Below are 21,863 nucleotides of genomic sequence, written 5' to 3'. Positions count from 1 at the left end.
CCGGTAATGGCAAATCACAGCCGTGCAGGCCAACCTGCACAACAAAGCGATTTGATTAACGTCGCTCAGCTGACCGCGCAGTATTACGTGCTGAAGCCGGTCGTGGGCAACGCAGAACACGCAGTGAAGTTTGGTACATCTGGTCACCGCGGCAGCGCGGCGCGCCATAGCTTTAACGAACCGCACATTCTGGCCATTGCTCAGGCCATTGCGGAAGAGCGCGCTAAAAACGGCGTTACCGGTCCGTGCTACGTGGGGAAAGATACCCATGCCCTGTCTGAACCGGCGTTCATCTCTGTGGTGGAAGTGCTGGCGGCAAACGGTGTCGATGTGATTGTTCAGGAGAACAACGGCTTCACCCCAACGCCTGCGGTCTCTAACGCCATCCTGGTCCACAACAAAAAAGGTGGCGCGCTGGCTGACGGTATCGTTATCACGCCATCCCACAACCCGCCGGAAGACGGTGGTATCAAATATAACCCGCCTAACGGTGGCCCGGCAGATACCAACGTCACCAAAGTGGTGGAGGATCGCGCGAACGCGCTGCTGGCTGATGACCTGAAAGGCGTGAAGCGCATCTCTCTGGATGCGGCCATGGCGTCCGGTCACGTGAAAGAGTTGGATCTGGTTCAGCCGTTCGTGGAAGGCCTGGCGGATATCGTCGATATGGCGGCCATCCAGAAAGCCGGCCTCAAGCTGGGCGTGGATCCGCTGGGCGGCTCCGGTATCGAATACTGGAAACGTATCGCCGAGCACTACAAGCTGGATCTGACCATCGTGAACGATCACGTCGATCAGACCTTCCGCTTTATGCACCTGGACAAAGACGGCGCGATCCGCATGGACTGCTCCTCCGAGTGCGCGATGGCGGGCCTGCTGGCGCTGCGTGATAAATTCGATCTGGCGTTTGCTAACGACCCCGATTATGACCGTCACGGTATCGTCACCCCTGCCGGGCTGATGAACCCGAACCACTATCTTGCGGTCGCAATTAACTATCTGTTCCAGCACCGCCCGCAGTGGGGGAAAGAGGTGGCCGTCGGTAAAACGCTGGTTTCCTCCGCGATGATCGACCGCGTGGTGGACGCGCTGGGCCGCAAGCTGGTGGAAGTACCGGTGGGCTTCAAATGGTTTGTTGATGGTCTGCACGACGGCAGCTTCGGCTTCGGTGGTGAAGAGAGTGCGGGCGCATCTTTCCTGCGTTTCGACGGCACGCCATGGTCAACCGATAAAGACGGCATCATCATGTGCCTGCTGGCGGCGGAAATCACCGCGGTCACCGGTAAGAACCCGCAGGAACATTACAACGAGCTGGCGGCACGCTTTGGTGCACCAAGCTATAACCGTATTCAGGCCAGCGCGACGTCAGCCCAGAAAGCGGCCCTCTCCAAACTCTCACCGGAGATGGTCAGCGCAAGCACCCTGGCGGGCGACCCGATCACCGCACGTCTGACGGCGGCACCGGGTAACGGCGCCTCCATTGGTGGACTGAAAGTGATGACTGAAAACGGCTGGTTCGCCGCTCGCCCATCCGGCACGGAAGATGCGTATAAAATCTATTGCGAAAGCTTCCTCGGCGCTGAGCATCGTCAGCAGATTGAGAAAGAAGCGGTAGAGATTGTCAGCGAAGTGCTGAAAAACGCGTAAGTGCGGTTTGGGTGCCGGGCGGCACTGCGTTTGCCCGGCCTACAACAACGATCGTAGGCCCGGTAAGCGCTAGCGCCACCGGGCTTTTTTTCAACTGTGCTTATTCTTCAATTCAAACCGTGGTGACACCAGACCGTACAGCGTCCAGCCCATAAAGGTTACCATTGCCCCGTAGAGCATAGCTTCCTGGCCCGATGAGTAGAGCGCATAGAAGCTGTAAATCGCGCCAATCAGCGCCACGATATTGGCCGCGCGCGCTTTGCGCGGATCCACCTTCGCCACTTTCTGAATGATCACCAGCGCCGCCATCGACAGAATATACGGAATGATGTTCGTCACGACCGCCAGGTTGACCAGCACGTTGAACTGGCTGTTCAGCGACGGGCTAATGGTCATCAGCGACAATCCGCTCTGGAAGATGACAATCGCCAGCATGCCCTGCACCGGCGCATCGGCTTTGGTCACGCGGGAGAAGATTTTTGGGAAGTAACCTTCATCAGCCGAGGATTTAAACACCTGCGCGATGGTGAACTGCCAGCCAAGGAGTGAACCGCAGCACGACATGACCATCAGACCCATAATCACTTTCCCGACTTCCGGCGTGAACATCTGCGCGAAGGCCAGTCCGAACGGTGCCGTAGAGTTAGCAAGTTCCATGTTTGGCACAATCCCGGCAATCACGTTAGTCGAGACGATATAGATCACCGCCGCGCCCAGCGTACCGCCGAGGACCGCAATCGGGACGTTCTTTTCAGGGTTATCAACGACTTCTGCGTTCGCGCAGGCGGATTCCAGACCGAGGAAGGCCCAGAGCGTCATGGCGATAGAAGAGCCGACTGCGCTGAAGAACGGCACATGGTGCGGGTTCCAGGAGTTGGCGTACAGGGTCGAGCTGAACCAGAACCAGCCGATGATGCACAGGCCGACAACGGGAATAATTACCCCCCAGACGGTGATGCTGGAGAGCTGTCCGGTGATACGCGCCCCGCCAAAGTTAGCCACGGTGCAGATCCACAGCACGCCGATGGTGGCCAGGCCAATCTGTACCGGGCTGAGCGTCGCGCCAAACAGCTCCGTACCGTAGCCCACGGCGGAGATGGCAATCGCCACGTTGGCGATCAGCAGTGACACCCCGTAGGTATAGTTGGCCATAAAGTTGCCAGACTTACCAAAGGCATACTCGGCGTAGCCACCCATGCCGCCTGACTTGCGGCTGAACATCCCGCACTTGGCAAACGCCCACGCCAGCGCCATTGAGCCTACGGCGGTCACCAGCCAGGAGATGATAGAGATGGTACCCACCTCAGCCAGTTTGGTTGGCAGCATGATAATCCCGGAGCCCATCATGTTCACCATGGTGAGGATAGTTAGCTGCACCACGCCCATCTTATTGGACTTACTCATAATTTCTCTCCTTTCAGCAGCGCGGGCTGAGTGGCGGGTTGTTTGATGACGTTACAGCGAACCTGTTTGCGGCCCTCGCACTCTTCGACGTACACACCCTGCAGCTCCGGCGCGAAGCCCGGCAGCAGGTTGATGCCTTCTTCCAGCGCCGCGAAGTAGCGCAGCACGGAGCCGCCCCAGACCTCCCCAGGGACCACGCACAATACCCCCGGCGGATAAGGAAGGGCGCCTTCCGCGGCGATGCGGCCTTCCGCGTCGCGCAGTGAAACCAGTTCAACTTCACCGCGCAGATAGGCGTAGTTGGCGTCCTGCGGGCTCATCATCACGCGTGGGAAATGGGACTTGCGGAACATCTCTTTCTGCAACTGCTTCACGTTGTGGCGGGCATACAGGTCATGCATCTCCTGGCAGATCTGGCGCAGGGTGTAATCCGCGTAACGTTCCGGATGCTGTTTGTAGAGAGAAGGCAGGACGTCTTTCAGCGGAACATCGCTCTCGAGCAGTTTTTCGAAGCGCACCAGCTGCGCCACCAGCTGCTGCAGTTTGCCCATATCTTCCGCAGGCGTGAGCAGGAACAGGATCGAGTTGAGATCGCATTTTTCCGGCACGATGCCGTTTTCACGCAGGAAGTTAGCGAGGATAGTGGCGGGCACGCCGAAGTCGTCATACTCCCCGGTGCGGGCGTTAATGCCCGGCGTGGTTAGCAGGAGCTTGCACGGGTCGATAAAGTACTGATGCTCGGCGTAGCCTTCAAAGGCGTGCCAGTTTTCACCCGGTACGAAGTGGAAGAAGCGCAGATCGGTCGCAATTTCCGCCGTGTCCCAGCTTTCCCACGGACGGCCATCCACCGTCTCCGGCACGAAGGGGCGCAGATAATGGCAGTTTTCCAGAATCAGCTTGCGCGCTTCGATACCGTTCACCACGCAGTCCATCCACATGTTGCGGCCGCTCTGGCCTTCATGCATACGGGCGTTGATGTCCAGCGCGGCAAACAGCGGATAGAACGGGCTGGTGGAGGCGTGCATCATAAAGGCATTATTCAGCCGCTTATGCGGGACATAGCGCTGCTGGCCTTTGATGTGGCTGTCTTTCTTGTGAATTTGCGAGGTCTGGGAGAAGCCAGCCTGCTGTTTATGCACGGACTGGGTAACCAAAATCCCCGGATCGTTTTCGTTCAGCTCCAGCAGCAGCGGAGAGCAGTCGGCCATCATCGGAATAAACTGCTCGTAACCCACCCAGGCGGAGTCAAACAGGATGTAATCACACAGATGCCCAATCTTATCCACCACCTGACGGGCGTTGTAGATGGTGCCATCGTAGGTGCCCAGCTGGATCACCGCCAGGCGGAACGGACGCGCATCGCGCGCACGGCCCGGTGCAGCTTCGGCCACCAGCTCGCGTAGATAGCTTTCTTCAAAACAGTGGGCGTCAATGCCGCCAATAAAGCCGTACGGGTTGCGCGCCGTTTCCAGATAGACCGGCGTTGCGCCTGCCTGGAGGAGGGCACCGTGATGGTTGGATTTGTGGTTATTACGGTCGAACAGTACCAGGTCGCCGGGGGTGAGCAGGGCGTTAAGCACCACTTTGTTAGATGACGAGGTGCCGTTCAGCACGAAGTAGGTCTTATCGGCATTAAAGACCTTCGCCGCATGTTGCTGCGCGATGCACGGCGCGCCTTCGTGGATCAGCAGATCCCCCATCGCCACGTCGGCGTTACACAGGTCGGAGCGGAAAAGCGTCTCGCCAAAGAAATCCACAAACTGATTGCCGGCAGGATGGCGGCGGAAGAACTGGCCACCCTGATGCCCCGGGCAGTCAAACGCGCTGTTGCCCTGTTTTACATAGTCGACAAGCGCGCGGAAAAACGGCGGGCGCAGCTGGGTTTCATACTTTTGGGCCGCTGCTTCCAGCTGGCGTCCATAAAAGTCGTTGCTGGTGTCTGAATACTCAAATACGCCATGAATGCGCGATAAATAGTCTGCCGGAATGAACTCTTCTTTCTGCGTCGCGACAAATACGGGAATGCCAAAACCGGTGGCTTCTATTTCGTCCAGTATCCCGCCGGTAATATCACTGACCGCCAGAACAATAGCGGCGACATCGATATAATCAGAGGCTCTGACATCCACCAGTTCACGCTGGGTGGTAAAGCAATCAGGACAAGCGCGGCTGGCTGCGATTTTTAAACTTTTCATCTTTCTCTCTTTATTTTAGGTAATAAGCGTCCCTCGATTTCTTGCAAGAAAGAAATCGATAATTTTCCGGAAAAAAAGCAAAGGGTGGCCGCTGATTAAAATCAGTACATTGCTTTTTTGATGATTGAAATTCAGTCCGCCCGGTGCGGATGAGTCTGAATCAAGATGAATGAGCGCACGAGTTCACAGGCAAAGACCTGTAAAATAAGATGTTTCAGGATAACCTGTAAGCGAGTGCGCCAGAAGTCGAAGGACTACCGGGCATTAAAGAGATGAAAGTCAAAGCAGTTTCGGTGGGCAAACATCATGATATGCGTTGTCCGCCTTATATGGGGCATTAAGCGATTGTTGTTTTCCATGTTTCATTTTCCTTTCAGTAATTGAAAGCATGGTCATTTTATCCAGGAAAAAGCGATTAACTGTGAACAAGATCACCGTTAACCGATCAAATCAGAAATAAATATTCGTTTTTGATGAATATCGCAGATCAAAATTCTGATTTGTTGGTGTTGCGTTAACAGGTTGTATTATCAATGTTTTAAATGAGCAAAAATAGCCCGTAAAAATAACTTATGGGTTATTTGTGAAATATTGTCTGAGGTATTTCGGTTTTATTTAAAAATAAAATGAATAGTTATTCAAAGCATAAACCGATAACCGATACCGGTTTCAGTTAATAAATGGCGAGGGCGAGCGGGGTCGACTTCGAGTTTCTGACGAAGATGTCCCATATATATGCGTAAATAGTGACTATGCTCCACGGCGTTGGGTCCCCACACCTGACTTAACAGCTGGCGCTGGGTGAGAACCTTGCCGTGGTTGTTGAGCAGCACGGCGAGCAGGCGAAACTCGATTGGCGTGAGGTGAATTTCCTCTTCGCCGCGCACAATGCGCCGCGCGGCCAGGTCAACCCGGATATCCCCAAACGCGTAGGTTGGATCGGCAGGCGTGGTGGCGCTGTGGCGACGCAGCGCCACGCGAAGGCGAGCCTGAAGCTCGCCGATACCAAACGGTTTAATCAGATAGTCATCCGCCCCGGCATCCAGCGCGGCGATTTTATCCGTCTCTTCAGTACGGGCGGAGAGCACGAGGATCGGCATCTGGCTCCACTGGCGGACTTCACGAATAAAATCGATGCCGTCGCCGTCCGGGAGTCCAAGATCGAGGATCACCAGGTCCGGCTTGCGGGTGGCGGCCTCAATTAAACCCCGCTGAAGCGTACCCGCATCATGAACGCGCAGACCGTCTCCTTCCAGCGCAGCGCGCAGAAAACGGCTAATGGCGATCTCATCTTCAACAATCAGAACGTTAATCACAAATCCTCTGGTAATTCATTAAGTTCTGGCGGGGTTTCCAGAGGAAGTGTAACACAAAAACGTGCGCCGCCTTCGGGACGATTCTCTGCGGAAATGGACCCGCCGTGGACGTCAATGATTGCCTGGCAAATCGCCAGCCCCAGCCCCACACCCGGAATGGCCGACTCCTTATTGCCGCGTGCGAATTTCTCGAAAATAGCCAACTCCTGCCCGGCTGGAATGCCGGGGCCGGTATCCCAGACGTTAAGGCGAAGCGCGCCATCTTCCACCGTCGCATCAACGCCAATCTGAGCACTGGCGCCCGCATATTTGCCGGCATTTTCCAGCAGGTTGATCAGCACCCGTTCAAACAGCGGACCATCGACATGAATTAACGTCAGGGGCTCGGGCATGTTCAGCGCGATATGTCGCCCGCCCAGACCGGGTTCGAGCATTTTCAGCGCGCTGCCCACCACCTCTTCCAGCGTGAGCCACTCTTTTTTGAGGTTAAAACCGCCCGACTGGATACGCGCCATGTCGAGCAGGTTATTCACCAGGCGCGTGGTATTCAGCACGTGCTGGCGGATCTCGCTGGCCTGAAGGGCATGTTTAGAGCCTTCCGCCGCCAGGTCCAGCGTCAGAATTTCTGACTGGCCGAACAGGACGGTGAGCGGGGTACGCAGATCGTGAGACAGCGCCGCCAGCAGCGAGTTACGAATGCTTTCACGTTCGCTCGCCAGACGGGCCTGTTCCTCGCTGGCGGTGAGGGCCAGTCGTTCCAGCGCGCTGGCAACCAGTAGGGTAAAGGTCTCCAGCAGTCGCTGCTGTTCGGGGATCATCAGCTGGCGCAGGTTGGAAGGCTCCACGATGACCAGCCCCTGATTTTTATCGGCGCTGCGCAGGGGCAGAATTTGATATGGCACGCCGGGCAGGGTGTCGGTCCCTGCGCCCGCCGGTAAGCCTTTGTCAAAGCTCCAGCGCGCGATGGCTTCGTCCCAGGGCGTCATGCCTGAGGCCGACGTCAGCGGGCGCAGCTTGCCGTGTTCGTCCGGAAGTAAAATCAGGTTGCTGGCATGAAACGTCGAGCGGATAAACTGCTCGCTGGTCTGTACGATATCCAGCGGCGTGCGGCCCACCGCCAGCGATTTCGACATCTCATAGAGATGGCGCGTGCGCTGTTCGCGATAGCGGGCGATACGCGCCTGATAGCGCACGCCCGCCGTCAGATTGCCGATCACCAGCCCGACGGTGAGCATCACGGCAAAGGTGAGGATGTACTGCACGTCCGAGACGGCGAGCGTCCCGCGGGGAGCAATAAAGAACAGATCGAAGCTGATGACGTTAATCACCGTCGCCAGGACCGACGGCCAGCGCCCGTAAAAGAGCGCCACCACCACCACGCCGAGAAGGTAGATCATCACCAGGTTGGCGGCGTCAAACGCAATCAGCCACTGGCTGGCAATCACGGTAATCAGGGCGCAGAGCACGACGGCGACAAGACAGCCGCGAAGCTGAATGCGCCATTTATCGCTGAAGGTGCGGCTGTCCGGCGCACGATTGGGTAAGGGGGTAGGTTTGTCGTCCAGCGCCACGATCACCAGATCCAGATCCGGCGCGCGACGGGCCAGCTTGTCGGCAAAGGATTCGCGGCTAAACCAGCGGCGATGCTGACGACGGCCAATGACGATTTTCCCCAGGTTATGCTCGCGCGCGTAGCGCAAAATGGCTTTATCTTCCTGAGGATCGGAAAGGGTGGCGGTTTCCGCACCCAGCTCCTGCGCAAGGCGAAGCGAACTCAGGATCGCGCGACGCTGGTTTTCGGGCAGCGCGTGCAGCTGCGGCGTTTCGACATACACCGCATGCCAGACGCTGCCAAATTTGGCAGCCAGGCGCGCGGCGGTGCGGACAAGCTTTTCATTGCCGCTGCCGTGGCCCACGCACAGCAGGATGGCATCCCGCGTGTGCCAGACGCGTTCCTGGCCCTGCAGGTCGCGCCAGGCGCGCATCTGATCGTCCACCCGGTCGGCGGTTCGGCGCAGGGCCAGCTCGCGCAGGGCTATCAGGTTGCCTTTACGGAAGAAATGTTCGATGGCGCGCTCGGCCTGGCCGGCGATATAGACTTTGCCTTCGTGCAGGCGCTGGCGCAAATCGTCGGGGGGCAGGTCGACCAGCACCACCTCGTCCGCGGAATCAAAGAAGGGGTCGGGCACCGTCTCGCGCACCTGAATGCCGGTCACGCCGCTGACCACATCGTTCAGGCTTTCGAGATGCTGAACGTTAACCGTCGTGAACACATCGATGCCGGCTTCCAGTAATTCTTCTACGTCCTGCCAGCGTTTAGGGTGGCGCGAGCCTGGCGCATTGCTGTGCGCCAGTTCGTCCATCAGGATAAGGGCAGGACGGCGGGCGAGGGCGGCATCGAGATCGAATTCAGTGACTAACCGACCGCGATGGCTGATACGGCGGGGCGGCTGGGTAGCCAGCCCCTTCAGCAGTGATGCCGTCTCTTTACGTCCGTGGGTTTCAACCACGCCGATCAGAATATCGAGCCCCTGCGCCCGAAGCCGCTGGGCTTCCGTCAGCATGGCGAAGGTTTTCCCGACGCCCGCGCAGGCGCCGAAGAAAATTTTCAGTTTGCCGCGATGGGCTTCAGCCGTCTGTTCAAGCAGCCTGTCCGGATCCGGGCGCATGGGCTCGTCGGTCATTTAGTTTTTCCTTAGCGCGTCCAGCGCCAGATTCAGCTCAACAATATTTACCACGGGCATGCCGATGAAGCTGACCAGCGGCTTTTGCGTGTGCTCTGCAACCAGCTGGCTCACCTGTTCGACGGTCAGCTGACGGGCGGCGGCGACGCGTGGGATCTGCCATGCCACGGCTGCCGGCGTCAGGCTGTAGTCCAGCCCGCTGGCCGATGCGGTCACCAGCTCCACGGGAACGTCACGGCTGGCCTGTGGATTCGCGGCACGCAGGGCGGCCACGCGCTCAGCGACGGCTTTGTCCAGCTCGGGGTTGCTGCCCGCCAGGTTACTGCCGCCGGATGCCATCGGATTATACGGGCTTTCGGCAGTGGCGGAAGGGCGCCCCTGGAAGTAGCGGGCATCCGTAAAGTTCTGACCAATCAGGCGAGAACCGCGGTTTTCACCGTTTTGCATAATCAGCGAGCCGTTGGCCTGATCCTTAAACCACCACTGGCCCAGCGCGGTGGTCACCAGCGGGTACAGCCCGCCGGTAATGAGAGACAGCAGAATAAACAGAAGTATAGCGGGGCGTAACATTGTCATTTGATTCACCTTTTAAACCAGGCCGAAAAGCGTCAACAGCAGGTCGATAACCTTGATCCCGACGAAGGGCACCACCAGCCCGCCCAGGCCGTAAATCCACAGGTTGCGGCGCAGCATGGCCGCCGCCGTGAGCGGCTTATAGCTCACGCCCTTCAGCGCCAGTGGGATCAGGAAGACAATAATCAGGGCGTTAAAGATCACTGCGCTCAGAATGGCCGAGGCCGGAGAATGCAGGTGCATTACGTTCAGGGCGTTTAATTGCGGATAGGTCGCAGCAAACGCGGCCGGAATGATGGCGAAATACTTCGCCACGTCGTTAGCGATACTGAACGTGGTCAGCGAGCCGCGCGTCATCAGCATCTGCTTGCCGATGTGTACCACTTCAATCAGTTTGGTCGGGTTAGAGTCGAGGTCGACCATGTTGCCCGCCTCTTTGGCTGCCTGCGTACCGGAGTTCATCGCCACCGCCACGTCGGCCTGCGCGAGGGCTGGAGCATCGTTGGTCCCGTCACCGGTCATCGCCACCAGACGGCCTTCCGCCTGATACTGACGAATCAGTGCCAGCTTGGCTTCCGGTGTGGCTTCGGAAAGGAAATCATCCACGCCCGCTTCGGCGGCAATCGCCGCGGCGGTAAGACGGTTATCCCCGGTGATCATCACCGTTTTGATCCCCATCTTACGCAGCTGGGCAAAGCGCTCCTTGATGCCGCCTTTGACGATATCCTTCAGGGCAATCACCCCGAGCACATGGGCCCCTTCGGCCACCACCAGCGGCGTTGCCCCCTGACGGGCCACGCTTTCAACCAGGTTGTCCACTTCCGGTGGGAAGTGACCGTTGTTGGCCTCGATGTGGCGGCGGATCGCGTCAACCGAGCCTTTACGGATCATGCGATCCTGGATGTTGATGCCGCTCATGCGGGTTTGCGCCGTGAAGGGTACGAACGTGGCGTGCAGGCTCTGAACGTCGCGCTGGCGCAGGTTAAAGCGCTGCTTGGCGAGGATCACAATGCTGCGGCCTTCCGGGGTTTCATCAGCAAGCGAGGAGAGCTGCGCGGCATCCGCCAGCGTTTTTTCATCCACGCCCGGGGCGGGTAGGAAATCTGACGCCTGACGGTTACCAAGGGTAATGGTGCCGGTTTTATCCAGCAGCAAGACATCCACGTCACCGGCGGCTTCTACAGCACGCCCGCTGGTGGCGATGACGTTGGAACCGAGCATACGGCTCATGCCGGCCACGCCGATGGCCGACAGCAGGCCGCCGATGGTGGTGGGGATCAGACAAACCAGCAGCGCCACCAGTACCGTGACGGTGACCGCGGTACCGCCATACGCAGAGAACGGCCACAGCGTCGCGGTTGCCAGCAGGAAGACAATGGTCAAGGCCACCAGCAGGATGGTCAGGGCAATCTCGTTTGGCGTTTTACGGCGCTGTGCGCCTTCCACCATGGCGATCATCCGGTCGAGGAAGGTTTCACCCGGGTTAACGCTGCACTGGATCACCAGCCAGTCGGAGAGAATGCGCGTCCCGCCCGTCACGGAGGCGAAATCGCCGCCGGACTCACGGATCACCGGCGCGGATTCGCCGGTAATAGCGCTCTCGTCCACCGATGCGCCCCCTTCAATGACTTCGCCGTCGCAGGGAATGATGTCACCGGCTTCCACCAGCACCACATCGCCTTTGCGCAGCTCATCTGCCGGAACGTGGTCCATCTGAGCGCCGTATTTCGGTTCACGTAACTTGCGTGCGAAGGCGGTTTTTTTCACCCCTTTCAGGCTGTTGGCCTGGGCTTTACTCCGGCCTTCCGCCAGCGCTTCCGCAAAGTTGGCGAACAGTACGGTAAACCACAGCCACAGGCTGATGGCGCCGGTAAACATCGCATTTCCCGGCATATGGCCCGTTCCCATGGCAATCGCCAGGGCGGTGGTCAGGACGCTTCCCGCCCAGACGATAAACATCACCGGGTTGTGCCACTGCACGCGCGGGCTCAGCTTTTTCACCGCATCCATGAGCGCCTGGCGAACTAATGACGGTTCGAACAGGGCCAGTTGTTTACGACTCATGACAATTTCTCCGCAAAATCAGCGTAAAGAGAGGTATTCCGCGACCGGGCCTAACGCGAGGGCGGGGATAAAGGTCAGGGCGCCGACCAGCAACACGGTGCCCGTCAGCAGGCCGATAAACAGCGCGCCGTGGGTCGGTAACGTTCCGGTGGTGGTCGGTTGGATTTTTTTATTCACCAGCGATCCGGCAATCGCCATGACCGGCACAATGATCCCGAAGCGGCCCACAAACATGCAGAACGCCAGCAGGCAGTTCCAGAACGGTGAGTTGGCGCTTAGGCCCGCAAAGGCGCTGCCGTTGTTGTTGGCGGCCGAGGAGACGGCATACAGCACTTCACTAAAACCGTGAATGCCGGGGTTAAAGATGCCGCTGCGTCCGGCCTCGGTCATCAGCGCCAGCGCGGTGCCGAGCAGCACGAGAGCCGGGGTGACCAGAATCGCCAGCGCGGTTAATTTCATCTCGCGAACGTCGATTTTTTTACCCAGATATTCCGGCGTGCGGCCAATCATCAGACCGGCAATAAACACCGCCAGCAGCACGAACAGCAGCATGCCGTAAAGACCGGAGCCCACGCCGCCAAACACCACCTCGCCAATCTGCATCAGCCACATCGGGATCATGCCACCCAGCGCCGTAAAGGAATCATGCATGGCATTGACGGCCCCGCACGAAGCTGCCGTGGTGACCACCGCATACAGGCTGCTGGCGAGAATGCCAAAGCGGCTCTCTTTACCTTCCATGTTGATCGCGCTATCGGCACCGAGTGAGAGGAAGTGCGGGTTACCCTGCCATTCGGCCCACATCACCAGCGCAACACAGACCACAAAGATCAGCGACATGGTCCAGAGCAGGGTACGGCCCTGACGGCGATCGTTAACTACGTCACCAAAGGCAAAGCAGAGCGCGGCGGGGATCAGGAAAATCGCCAGCATCTGCACAAAATTAGTCAGGGCGGTCGGGTTTTCAAACGGGTGCGAGGAGTTGGCGTTGAAGAAGCCCCCGCCGTTCGTTCCGAGCATTTTGATGGCTTCCTGCGACGCCACTGGCCCCATCGGCAGGAGCTGTTTTGCGCCTTCCAGCGAGGTATATGGCGCGTAAGGCAGCAGGTTTTGCAGGCTGCCCTGCTGAATGAAGAACAGCGCGATCAGCAGCGCAATCGGCAGCAGGATCCACAGCGTAATGCGCGTCAGGTCTACCCACGCGTTACCCAGCGTACTCACTTTCTGACGCGCAAACGCACGCGTCAGCGCGAAGATCACCGCAATACCGCTGGCGGCAGAGAGGAAGTTCTGCACGGTTAGCCCGACCATCTGGCTGAAGTAGCTGAGCGTGGTTTCACCAGCATAGGACTGCCAGTTGGTGTTAGTGACAAAACTGACTGCCGTGTTAAGCGCGAGATGCCAGGACAGGCCCGGTAACTGTTGCGGATTCAAAGGCAGGATACCCTGCAACATCAGCATGGCAAAAAGCGCAATGAGCCCGACGATGTTCAGCAGCAGAATGGCGATCAGATAGTCACGCCAGTTCATCTCCCGATCGTCTATACCCAGTACGCGCCAGATCCCTTTTTCAACGCTTCCCGTGCCGGACAGGGGAACGTTATTGATTAGCCGTGCCAGCCCCGAGCCCAGTGGCCTTGCCAGAACGAACAACACCACTAAGAAACTGGCAATAAGCAAAAACGCCTGAGCAGCCATCAGAATGCCTCCGCATTAATCAGGGCATAAACCAGATAACCCAATAACAGGAACACCAGCACGATGCCGGCAATAAGACCTGCACTCACAATCCACCTCCGGGTGACTTTTGTTGTTGTGCTAACGGTAGGATTTATGGCGCAAAGATTTCGCAAAAATGAGAAGGGCGGGTGTAAAAAAAGTATAAAAATGGCAAAGCCCACAATTTAACTATTGATAAGTAAATCGTTAACTTTTTTGTAACTTAATTACGGCGTGAATGTAAATTTTCGCTAAACGGACGAAAATAAGTGGTCGGATGAGTAGTAAAATTACAAACAAAGCGATATTATTTTAGCCAGGTCACAGATTTTGAATTTTCCGGATGACGTTTCCGGCCAACTATAGGGGAGAAAAATATGGATCTTTATAAAGAGTTTCCGGCTCATATCGTGTTCATGCGCCGCGCTTTCGCCGTAGTGGCTGGCGTGCTGGCTCTGCCGGTGATGCTGTTCTGGAAAGATCGTGCGCGTTTTTATAGCTATCTGCACCGCGTCTGGGCGAAAACCAGCGAGAAGCCAGTGTGGATGGATCAGGCCGAAAAAGCGACCTGCGACTTCTACTAAGATTACACACAGCAATAAAAAAACCGCCAACAGCAATGTGGCGGTTTTTTTGTCCCTCCGGATTCGCGGTCCGTTGGGTGGTCTTGCAGCCCCTACCCGGGATTTTTATCATACCCTCCTGTAAGCAGATGGCAATCCCTGGAAGCCTTTATAAAATCCTAATTTTCTTCGAGTATCTTACCTTTGCAGCGGATGTTCATTATGATGCGGCGTCCCTTTCCGCCATCTCGCAAATGGGCATCGGTCCTGGGAAAGGTATTTTTACAGCCGCAAAGCAGTCCGCCTACCCGGGCTTGTGTCCACCGACTTATCACCGGTGGTGAACGGTGGAGCGGTTAGCAGCAGGGACCGCATAATGAAACGCTATTTTTGCATCGCGTTCATTGTCGCCAGCGTACTCGTTGTCAAAAGTGATGAACCGATCGGGTTTGTCGCTTTAGCCACGATAGCGCAGGACAAGTAGCGTTAAGGCCGCCTCGGGCGGCCTTTTTTATTTCATCCCGTCTACACTTCATGGCAAAGTACAGTAAAAGCGCGCCGCTTTTTCCTTTGGTGGCGTGCCCTTACGGACATAATGGATATTTGCCTGGAGTTTTATGCCCACCCATCTGGTTTGGTTTCGCGCGGACCTGCGCGTACATGACAACTTCGCACTCGCGGCAGCCTGCCGTTCCGATGACGCCAGCGTGCTGGCGCTGTTTATCGCTACGCCTGAACAGTGGCAGCAGCATGATATGGCCCCGCGTCAGGCGGCTTACCTCAAATCGCATCTGAACGATCTGCAACACTCACTTGCTGAAAAAGGTATCCCGCTGATCTACAAAGAGGTCAGTGACTTTGCCGCGCAGCTTAAGATGTTGCGGGAGGTATGTCAGCAGAACGGCGTCACGCATCTTTTTTATAACTACCAGTACGAGCTGAACGAACGGCTGCGGGATCGCCAACTGGAGAACATTCTGGGCGAGGTTGTTTGTGAAGGATTTGATGACAGCGTAATGCTGGCACCGGGCAGCGTCATGACCGGCGGCCATGAAATGTATAAAGTGTTCACGCCGTTTAAAAATGCTTTTGTTAAACGTCTGAAAGAGGCGCTGCCGGAGTGCGTACCCGCGCCCGCAGCCAGAGGGGAAGCCATAACCACGCTGCCTGAATTAACGTTTAACTATCCTCAACAGGCATTTGACGAGCTTCTGTTCCCCGCAAACGAGAAGGCCGCTATTGCGAAGCTGCGCCAGTTTTGCAAACAGGGCGCGGGAGAGTACGAGGCGCGCAGGGATTTCCCGGCGATTGAAGGGACAAGCCGCTTATCGGCAAGCCTGGCTCTGGGCGTGCTCTCTCCTCGTCAGTGTCTACACCGTCTTCTGGCCGAGCAGCCGCAGGCGATGGACGGTGGAGCGGGTTCGGTGTGGCTGAACGAACTTATCTGGCGTGAATTTTATCGGCATCTGATGACGTATCATCCCGCTCTCTGTAAGCATCGTCCGTTCATTCCCTGGACCGACAACGTAAAATGGCAGCACGATGAGGCACTTTTACAGGCCTGGCAAAAAGGGGAGACGGGCTATCCGATTGTTGATGCCGCCATGCGCCAACTGAATGAGACGGGGTGGATGCACAACCGCCTGCGAATGATTACCGCCAGCTTTCTGGTGAAGGATCTGCTTATCGACTGGCGTATCGGAGAGCGCTATTTTATCTCTCAGCTGATCGACGGCGATCTCGCTGCGAATAACGGCGGCTGGCAGTGGGCGGCCTCTACCGGCACCGATGCGGCTCCCTATTTCCGGATTTTTAATCCGACCACTCAGGGGCAAAAATTTGATGCCAACGGCGACTTTATCCGCCGCTGGTTGCCCGCGCTCAGGAACGTTCCTGCGAAAGCGATCCACGACCCGTGGGCATGGGCGGATAAACAGGGCGTAAAGCTCGATTATCCCCGCCCGATTGTTGACCATAAACAGGCGCGTGTCGCCACGCTGGCAGCGTACGAAGCCGCCAGAAAAGTTTGAGAGCATAAAGATGAAAAACAGCGAACTGGAACGCCTGATTAACGAAAAACTCAATACCGCCTCCTTTAGCGACTACGGTCCTAATGGCCTGCAGGTAGAAGGGCGCGAAACGGTGCAGAAAATTATCACCGGCGTCACGGCAAGCCAGGCGCTGCTCGACGAGGCTGTCCGTCAGGAGGCCGATGCGGTGATTGTCCATCACGGTTACTTCTGGAAAAACGAATCACCGATTATTCGCGGCATGAAGCGCAACCGCCTGAAAACGTTGCTGGCAAATGACATCAACCTGTACGGTTACCACCTGCCGCTGGACGCACATCCGGAGCTTGGCAACAACGTTCAGCTTGCCCGACTGTTGGGGATTACCGTAATGGGCGAAATCGAGCCGCTGGTGCCGTGGGGCGAGCTGGCGATGCCGGTTCCGGGGCTGGAACTGGCTTCCTGGATTGAAGCGCGCCTGGGGCGTCGTCCGCTGTGGAGCGGCGATACCGGTCCGGATACGGTGAAGCGTGTTGCCTGGTGCACCGGAGGCGGGCAGGGCTTTATCGACAGCGCCGCGCGCTTCGGTGTTGATGCCTTTATCACCGGCGAGGTTTCCGAGCAGACCATTCATTCGGCGCGTGAACAGGGGCTGCATTTCTACGCGGCCGGGCATCATGCCACCGAGCGCGGCGGTATCCGTGCCCTCAGCGAGTGGCTGACGGAAAATACCGATCTGGATGTAACCTTTATTGATATCCCTAACCCGGCCTGATGAGAGGTGCCTGAGTGCAGCGAGCGCGTTGTTATCTTCTGGGAGAAACGGCAGTGGTTCTGGAACTCGAGCCGCCGGTGACCCTTGCCACGCAAAAGCGTATCTGGCGGCTAACCCAGCGTCTGGTCGATCTGCCGGATGTGGTTGAAGCCATTCCGGGGATGAATAACATCACGGTGGTGCTGCGTAGTCCGCATACGCTGGCGCTGGATGCCATTGAACGTTTACAGCGCTGGTGGGAAGAGAGCGAGGCGCTGGAGCCGGAATCGCGTGCCATTGAGATCCCGGTCGTTTATGGCGGTACGGGGGGACCGGATCTTGGTGTGGTCGCAGACCACTGCGGACTCACAGAAAAGCAGGTTGTTGAGCTGCACTGTTCGGTTGACTACGTCGTCTGGTTCCTTGGATTCCAGCCCGGATTCCCGTATCTGGGGGGACTATCTCCCCGGTTGCATACGCCGCGCCGCGCTGAGCCGCGCCTGAGCGTACCGGCGGGGACGGTGGCTATCGGTGGTGAGCAGACCGGCGTTTATCCGCTGACATCGCCCGGTGGATGGCAGCTTATCGGGCATACCGCCACCCCGTTATTTGAACCCGGGCTGGAGACGCCGATACTCCTGCGGCCCGGCGACACCCTTCGCTTTATCCCGCAGAAGGAGGGGGTATGTTAACGCTTATTCGCGCCGGGCTTTATACCTCCGTACAGGATGCCGGGCGCTTTGGCATGCGCCAGTCCGGCGTGAGCTATTGTGGCGCGCTGGACCGTCCAGCGCTGGAAATCGCTAACGTGCTGGTGGGCAACCCCGGCAGCACGGCGGCGCTCGAAATTACGCTCGGCCAGTGTGTCATTGAGTTTGGTCAGGAGACCTGGTTCGCGCTCACCGGCGCAGGCTGTGATGCCACGCTGGACGGCAAAGCGGTGTGGACCGGCTGGCGTCTGCGGGCGAAAGCCGGACAGCGTCTGACCTTAAAGCGTCCTCTGCACGGCGTGCGTAGCTATCTCGCGGTGGCTGGCGGCATTGATGTGCCTGACGTGCTGGGCTCATCCAGTACCGATCAGAAAGCCGGGATTGGCGGTCACGAAGGACGGTTGTTGCGCGATGGCGATCGCCTGGCGATTAAGCCCTCTTCGCGTCACTTCTCGACGGCTCAGGGGGTAAAACAACTCCTCTGGGGAAACCAGATCCGCGCCTTACCGGGGCCGGAATATCATGAGTTCGACGAGGCCTCAAAAGAGTCATTCTGGCGCTCGCCGTGGAAGCTCAGTCCGCAGAGTAACCGTATGGGTTATCGCCTGCAGGGGCAGCCGCTGATCCGGACGACCGACAGAGAACTGCTCTCCCACGGTTTACTGCCAGGGGTTATTCAGGTTCCGGGCAACGGGCAACCGATCGTCTTAATGAACGACGCGCAGACGACGGGAGGCTACCCGCGAATTGCCTGCATCATTGAAGCCGATCGCTACCATCTGGCGCAAATTCCCCTCGGACAGCCGATTCACTTCGTTCAATGTTCGCTGGAGGAGGCGCTAAAGGCGCGGCAGGATCAGCAGCGCTATCTCGAACAGCTGGCGTGGAGGCTCGATGGTAAAGATTGATTTAAACGCCGATCTGGGCGAAGGCGGCAGCGCCGATGCGGCGCTGATGACGCTGGTCTCCTCGATCAATATCGCCTGCGGCTTCCACGCGGGCGATGCGCAAACCATGCTGGAGAGCGTGCGTAACGCCATCAAAAACGGCGTCGCGATAGGCGCACATCCGAGCTTCCCTGACCGGGAAAACTTTGGCCGCACCGCGATGGACCTGCCGCCTGAGACGGTCTACGCTCAGGTGCTCTACCAGATTGGCGCGCTGGAGGCGATGGTGCGCGCTGAGAACGGTGTGCTGCGCCACGTGAAGCCGCACGGCATGCTCTATAACCAGGCGGCGAAAGATCCGGCGCTGGCGGACGCTATAGCCCGTGCGGTGCGGGACTCTAATCCGCAGCTGATCCTGATCGGCCTGGCGGGCAGCGAGCTTATTCGTGCCGGAGAACGGCTGGGGCTGACCACGCGGCAGGAGGTGTTTGCCGATCGGGGATACATGCCTGATGGCAGCCTTGTACCGCGTACGCAGGCCGGTGCGCTGATTACCGATGAAGCGAAAGCGCTGGCCCAGACGCTGGAGATGGTGCGCTACGGGCGAGTGACCGCCGTGGATGGCACAACGGCGCACGTTCAGGCTGATACGGTATGTTTGCACGGCGATGGCGAGCATGCGCTCCAGTTCGCGCGCCGCCTGCGGGCCGCGTTCGTTGAAGAGGGTATTCTTGTCAGCGCAGATTAATCATAAAAGGATAGAAAAATGCCAGAAGGCCCGGAGATCCGCCGCGCGGCGGATAGCCTCGAGGCGGCGATAAAGGGCAAACCGCTGACGGAGGCCTGGTTTGCTTTTCCTCAACTGAAACCGTTTGAATCACAGCTGGTGGGGCAGTCGGTAACGCATATTGAAACGCGCGGTAAAGCATTGCTCACGCATTTTTCCCATAACCTGACGTTATACAGCCATAACCAGCTTTACGGCGTCTGGCGCGTGGTGGAGGCGGGTGAACAGCCGCAAACGACACGCGTGCTGCGCGTCAGGCTGCAAACGGCGGATAAGGCGATCCTGCTCTATAGCGCCTCTGATATCGAAATGTTAACGCCTGAGCAGGTGCTCACGCACCCGTTCTTACAGCGGGTTGGGCCGGACGTGCTGGATATGCGCCTGACGGCGAGCTATGTGAAGGCCCGGCTGTTATCGCCTGCATTCCGCAACCGGCAGTTTTCCGGCCTGTTTCTTGACCAGGCCTTTCTGGCCGGGCTTGGCAACTACCTGCGGGTGGAAATCCTCTGGGAAGTCGGGCTGGCGCCGCAGCATAAAGCCTCTCAGCTGAGCGATGAACAGCTGGAGGCGCTGTCCCATGCGCTGCTGGACATCCCGCGGCTGTCGTACAACACGCGTGGCGTAGTCGATGAAAACAAGCATCACGGGGCGCTGTTCCGCTTTAAGGTGTTTCATCGGGCGGGGAAAAAGTGCGAGCGGTGCGGCGGGATTATCGACAGGATGATGCTCTCTTCAAGACCCTTTTACTGGTGCCCGCACTGCCAGAAATAAAAGTAAAACGGTAACCCTTGGGTTACCGTTTTTAATGTTATCACCCTCTCCCTGTGGGAGAGGGCCGGGGTGAGGGCATCAGGCCGCACCCAACATCTTTTAGCGCTTCAGATCAGACTTAAAATCACGCTGCTCGTAGCCGGTATACAGCTGACGAGGACGCGCGATCTTCATGCCTTCGCTGTGCATTTCGTTCCAGTGCGCAATCCAGCCTACGGTACGCGCCATGGCGAAGATCACGGTGAACATGGAAGACGGAATGCCCATCGCTTTCAGAATAATGCCAGAGTAGAAATCAACGTTCGGGTAGAGTTTCTTCTCGATGAAGTACGGGTCGTTCAGCGCGATGTGTTCCAGCTCCATCGCCACTTCCAGCAGATCATCTTTGGTACCCAGCTCTTTCAGCACTTCGTGGCAGGTCTCACGCATCACGGTGGCGCGCGGGTCGTAGTTTTTGTAAACACGGTGACCGAAGCCCATCAGGCGGAAGGAGTCATTCTTGTCTTTCGCGCGACGCACGAACTCAGGAATGTGCTCAACGGTGCTGATCTCTTCCAGCATCTTCAATGCCGCTTCGTTCGCGCCGCCGTGCGCCGGTCCCCACAGGGAGGCGATGCCCGCAGCGATACAGGCGAACGGGTTCGCGCCGGAAGAGCCTGCGGTACGGACGGTTGAGGTAGAGGCGTTCTGTTCGTGGTCAGCGTGCAGGATCAGAATACGGTCCATCGCGCGTTCCAGAACCGGGTTCACTTCGTACTCTTCGCACGGCGTGGAGAACATCATGCGCAGGAAGTTACCCGCGTAGGAGAGGTCGTTGCGCGGATACACAAACGGCTGGCCGATGGAGTATTTGTAGCACATCGCCGCCATGGTAGGCATTTTGGACAGCAGACGGTAAGCGGCGATTTCACGGTGACGCGGGTTATTCACGTCAAGGGAGTCGTGGTAGAACGCTGCAAGCGCACCGGTAATACCGCACATCACCGCCATTGGGTGAGAGTCACGACGGAACGCATGGAACAGACGGGTAATCTGCTCATGGATCATGGTGTGACGGGTCACGGTGGTTTTAAATTCATCGAACTGGGCCTGCGTCGGTTTTTCGCCGTTCAGCAGGATGTAGCACACTTCCAGGTAGTTGGATTCGGTGGCTAACTGATCGATAGGGAAGCCGCGATGGAGCAGGATACCTTCGTCACCGTCGATAAAGGTGATTTTGGATTCGCAAGATGCGGTAGAGGTAAATCCAGGGTCAAAGGTGAACATCCCTTTGGAACCCAGCGTACGGATATCAATAACATCCTGACCGAGCGTGCCTTTTAGCACATCCAGTTCAATAGCAGTGTCACCATTTAGGGTGAGCGTTGCCTTTGTATCAGCCATTTACGGTCTCCTTAGCGCCTTATGCTTAAGACTGCGCTTTACCGGATTTGCTTTCAGCTGTTAATCACCGTTACCAGATTGTTATTTGGCTTACCGCTCAGCTCACGAGGACAAACCAGGGTACAGAGCTATGGCGCCTTGCAGGTAAACGAATGAAATATCAGTGAAACAACAGCAAATCAGCGTTTTTGCAGTCCGAATTATTCAAACCTGTATATCACTAATAACTGTCCTGATAACTTCGGTCAATACCATCACACTGTTACATAACTATTTGTCAGGTGAAAGAGAGACCTCATAACTTTTGCGCATTATATGCCTTTTCTGATGACGTTTGTAACAATATTGTTTAACATTTGTCAAATCAGATGATTAAAAATTAAAAAGATGTTGTTAT

At 57.3% G+C, this 21,863-nt stretch carries 18 protein-coding genes; 8 read left to right on the top strand and 10 right to left on the bottom strand.

What is annotated here, in order from left to right; translation table 11 throughout:
- Positions 1–6 precede the first annotated feature (6 nt).
- Complete coding sequence (pgm, locus tag UR504_RS05460; RefSeq protein ID WP_302234499.1) at positions 7–1,647, top strand: phosphoglucomutase (alpha-D-glucose-1,6-bisphosphate-dependent); 1,641 nt, start codon at positions 7–9, stop codon at positions 1,645–1,647.
- A gap of 90 nt (positions 1,648–1,737) precedes the next feature.
- Here the strand turns inward: pgm and potE are convergent, their stop codons facing one another.
- The 9 genes from potE to kdpF all read right to left on the bottom strand — a co-directional run bounded on the left by potE (position 1,738) and on the right by kdpF (position 13,670).
- Positions 1,738–3,051 carry a putrescine-ornithine antiporter gene (potE, locus tag UR504_RS05455; protein WP_302234501.1) on the bottom strand — a complete coding sequence of 438 codons (1,314 nt, stop codon included), beginning with the start codon at positions 3,049–3,051 and terminating at the stop codon, positions 1,738–1,740.
- Positions 3,048–5,246 (bottom strand): ornithine decarboxylase SpeF, encoded by a 2,199-nt coding sequence (speF, locus tag UR504_RS05450; RefSeq protein ID WP_302234503.1) that lies wholly within the window; start codon positions 5,244–5,246, stop codon positions 3,048–3,050. Before speF ends, potE begins: the two co-directional genes overlap by 4 nt.
- Positions 5,247–5,500: 254 nt before the next feature.
- Complete coding sequence (speFL, locus tag UR504_RS05445; protein ID WP_003858645.1) at positions 5,501–5,605, bottom strand: leader peptide SpeFL; 105 nt, start codon at positions 5,603–5,605, stop codon at positions 5,501–5,503.
- A 279-nt stretch (positions 5,606–5,884) separates the two neighbouring features.
- Positions 5,885–6,562, bottom strand: coding sequence for a two-component system response regulator KdpE (kdpE, locus tag UR504_RS05440; RefSeq protein WP_047073924.1), 678 nt, complete (start codon positions 6,560–6,562; stop codon positions 5,885–5,887).
- Positions 6,559–9,246: a two-component system sensor histidine kinase KdpD gene (gene kdpD / locus UR504_RS05435; protein WP_047173426.1), complete on the bottom strand. Its 2,688-nt coding sequence runs from the start codon at positions 9,244–9,246 to the stop codon at positions 6,559–6,561. Before kdpD ends, kdpE begins: the two co-directional genes overlap by 4 nt.
- Positions 9,247–9,822, bottom strand: coding sequence for a potassium-transporting ATPase subunit KdpC (gene kdpC, locus UR504_RS05430; protein ID WP_302234505.1), 576 nt, complete (start codon positions 9,820–9,822; stop codon positions 9,247–9,249).
- 12 nt (positions 9,823–9,834) lie between these two features.
- Positions 9,835–11,883, bottom strand: a complete 2,049-nt coding sequence (kdpB, locus tag UR504_RS05425) for a potassium-transporting ATPase subunit KdpB (RefSeq protein WP_302234507.1) — start codon at positions 11,881–11,883, stop codon at positions 9,835–9,837.
- Positions 11,884–11,901: 18 nt separating this feature from the next.
- The gene (gene kdpA, locus UR504_RS05420) at positions 11,902–13,581 is read right to left on the bottom strand and encodes a potassium-transporting ATPase subunit KdpA (RefSeq protein WP_302234508.1); all 1,680 of its coding nucleotides are present in this window, start codon (positions 13,579–13,581) and stop codon (positions 11,902–11,904) included.
- Entirely contained in the window at positions 13,581–13,670 is a 90-nt protein-coding gene (gene kdpF, locus UR504_RS05415) for a K(+)-transporting ATPase subunit F (protein WP_014069365.1), read from the bottom strand. Before kdpF ends, kdpA begins: the two co-directional genes overlap by 1 nt.
- Before the next feature lie 309 nt (positions 13,671–13,979).
- On the opposite strand from kdpF, the gene UR504_RS05410 reads away from it, so the two are divergent.
- The 7 genes from UR504_RS05410 (at position 13,980) to nei (ending at position 20,083) form a co-directional block, all read left to right on the top strand.
- Positions 13,980–14,186, top strand: a complete 207-nt coding sequence (locus tag UR504_RS05410) for a YbfA family protein (RefSeq protein ID WP_008501079.1) — start codon at positions 13,980–13,982, stop codon at positions 14,184–14,186.
- A gap of 596 nt (positions 14,187–14,782) precedes the next feature.
- Positions 14,783–16,195, top strand: coding sequence for a deoxyribodipyrimidine photo-lyase (phrB, locus tag UR504_RS05405; RefSeq protein WP_302234510.1), 1,413 nt, complete (start codon positions 14,783–14,785; stop codon positions 16,193–16,195).
- Positions 16,196–16,205: 10 nt separating this feature from the next.
- On the top strand, positions 16,206–16,949 hold the full coding sequence (locus tag UR504_RS05400) for a type 2 GTP cyclohydrolase I (protein ID WP_045909572.1): 744 nt from the start codon (positions 16,206–16,208) through the stop codon (positions 16,947–16,949).
- 14 nt (positions 16,950–16,963) lie between these two features.
- On the top strand, positions 16,964–17,620 hold the full coding sequence (gene pxpB / locus UR504_RS05395) for a 5-oxoprolinase subunit PxpB (RefSeq protein WP_149366019.1): 657 nt from the start codon (positions 16,964–16,966) through the stop codon (positions 17,618–17,620).
- Entirely contained in the window at positions 17,614–18,546 is a 933-nt protein-coding gene (gene pxpC, locus UR504_RS05390; protein ID WP_111964371.1) for a 5-oxoprolinase subunit PxpC, read from the top strand. The genes pxpB and pxpC overlap by 7 nt, the downstream gene beginning before the upstream one ends.
- Positions 18,533–19,273, top strand: a complete 741-nt coding sequence (gene pxpA / locus UR504_RS05385; RefSeq protein WP_302234515.1) for a 5-oxoprolinase subunit PxpA — start codon at positions 18,533–18,535, stop codon at positions 19,271–19,273. The genes pxpC and pxpA overlap by 14 nt, the downstream gene beginning before the upstream one ends.
- Positions 19,274–19,291: 18 nt before the next feature.
- Positions 19,292–20,083: an endonuclease VIII gene (nei, locus tag UR504_RS05380; protein WP_302234517.1), complete on the top strand. Its 792-nt coding sequence runs from the start codon at positions 19,292–19,294 to the stop codon at positions 20,081–20,083.
- Positions 20,084–20,182: 99 nt separating this feature from the next.
- Here nei and UR504_RS05375 read toward each other — a convergent pair whose 3' ends face one another.
- Positions 20,183–21,466 carry a citrate synthase gene (locus UR504_RS05375; protein WP_045909567.1) on the bottom strand — a complete coding sequence of 428 codons (1,284 nt, stop codon included), beginning with the start codon at positions 21,464–21,466 and terminating at the stop codon, positions 20,183–20,185.
- Positions 21,467–21,863: the final 397 nt, after the last annotated feature.

The sequence above is a fragment of the Enterobacter sp. 241F3 genome, from assembly GCF_034106785.1.
In the GTDB taxonomy this organism is placed as follows: Bacteria; Pseudomonadota; Gammaproteobacteria; order Enterobacterales; family Enterobacteriaceae; genus Enterobacter; species Enterobacter vonholyi.
The sequence above is the reverse complement of the archived record's forward strand: the minus strand, read 5'-3'. Positions and strand labels throughout refer to the sequence as shown.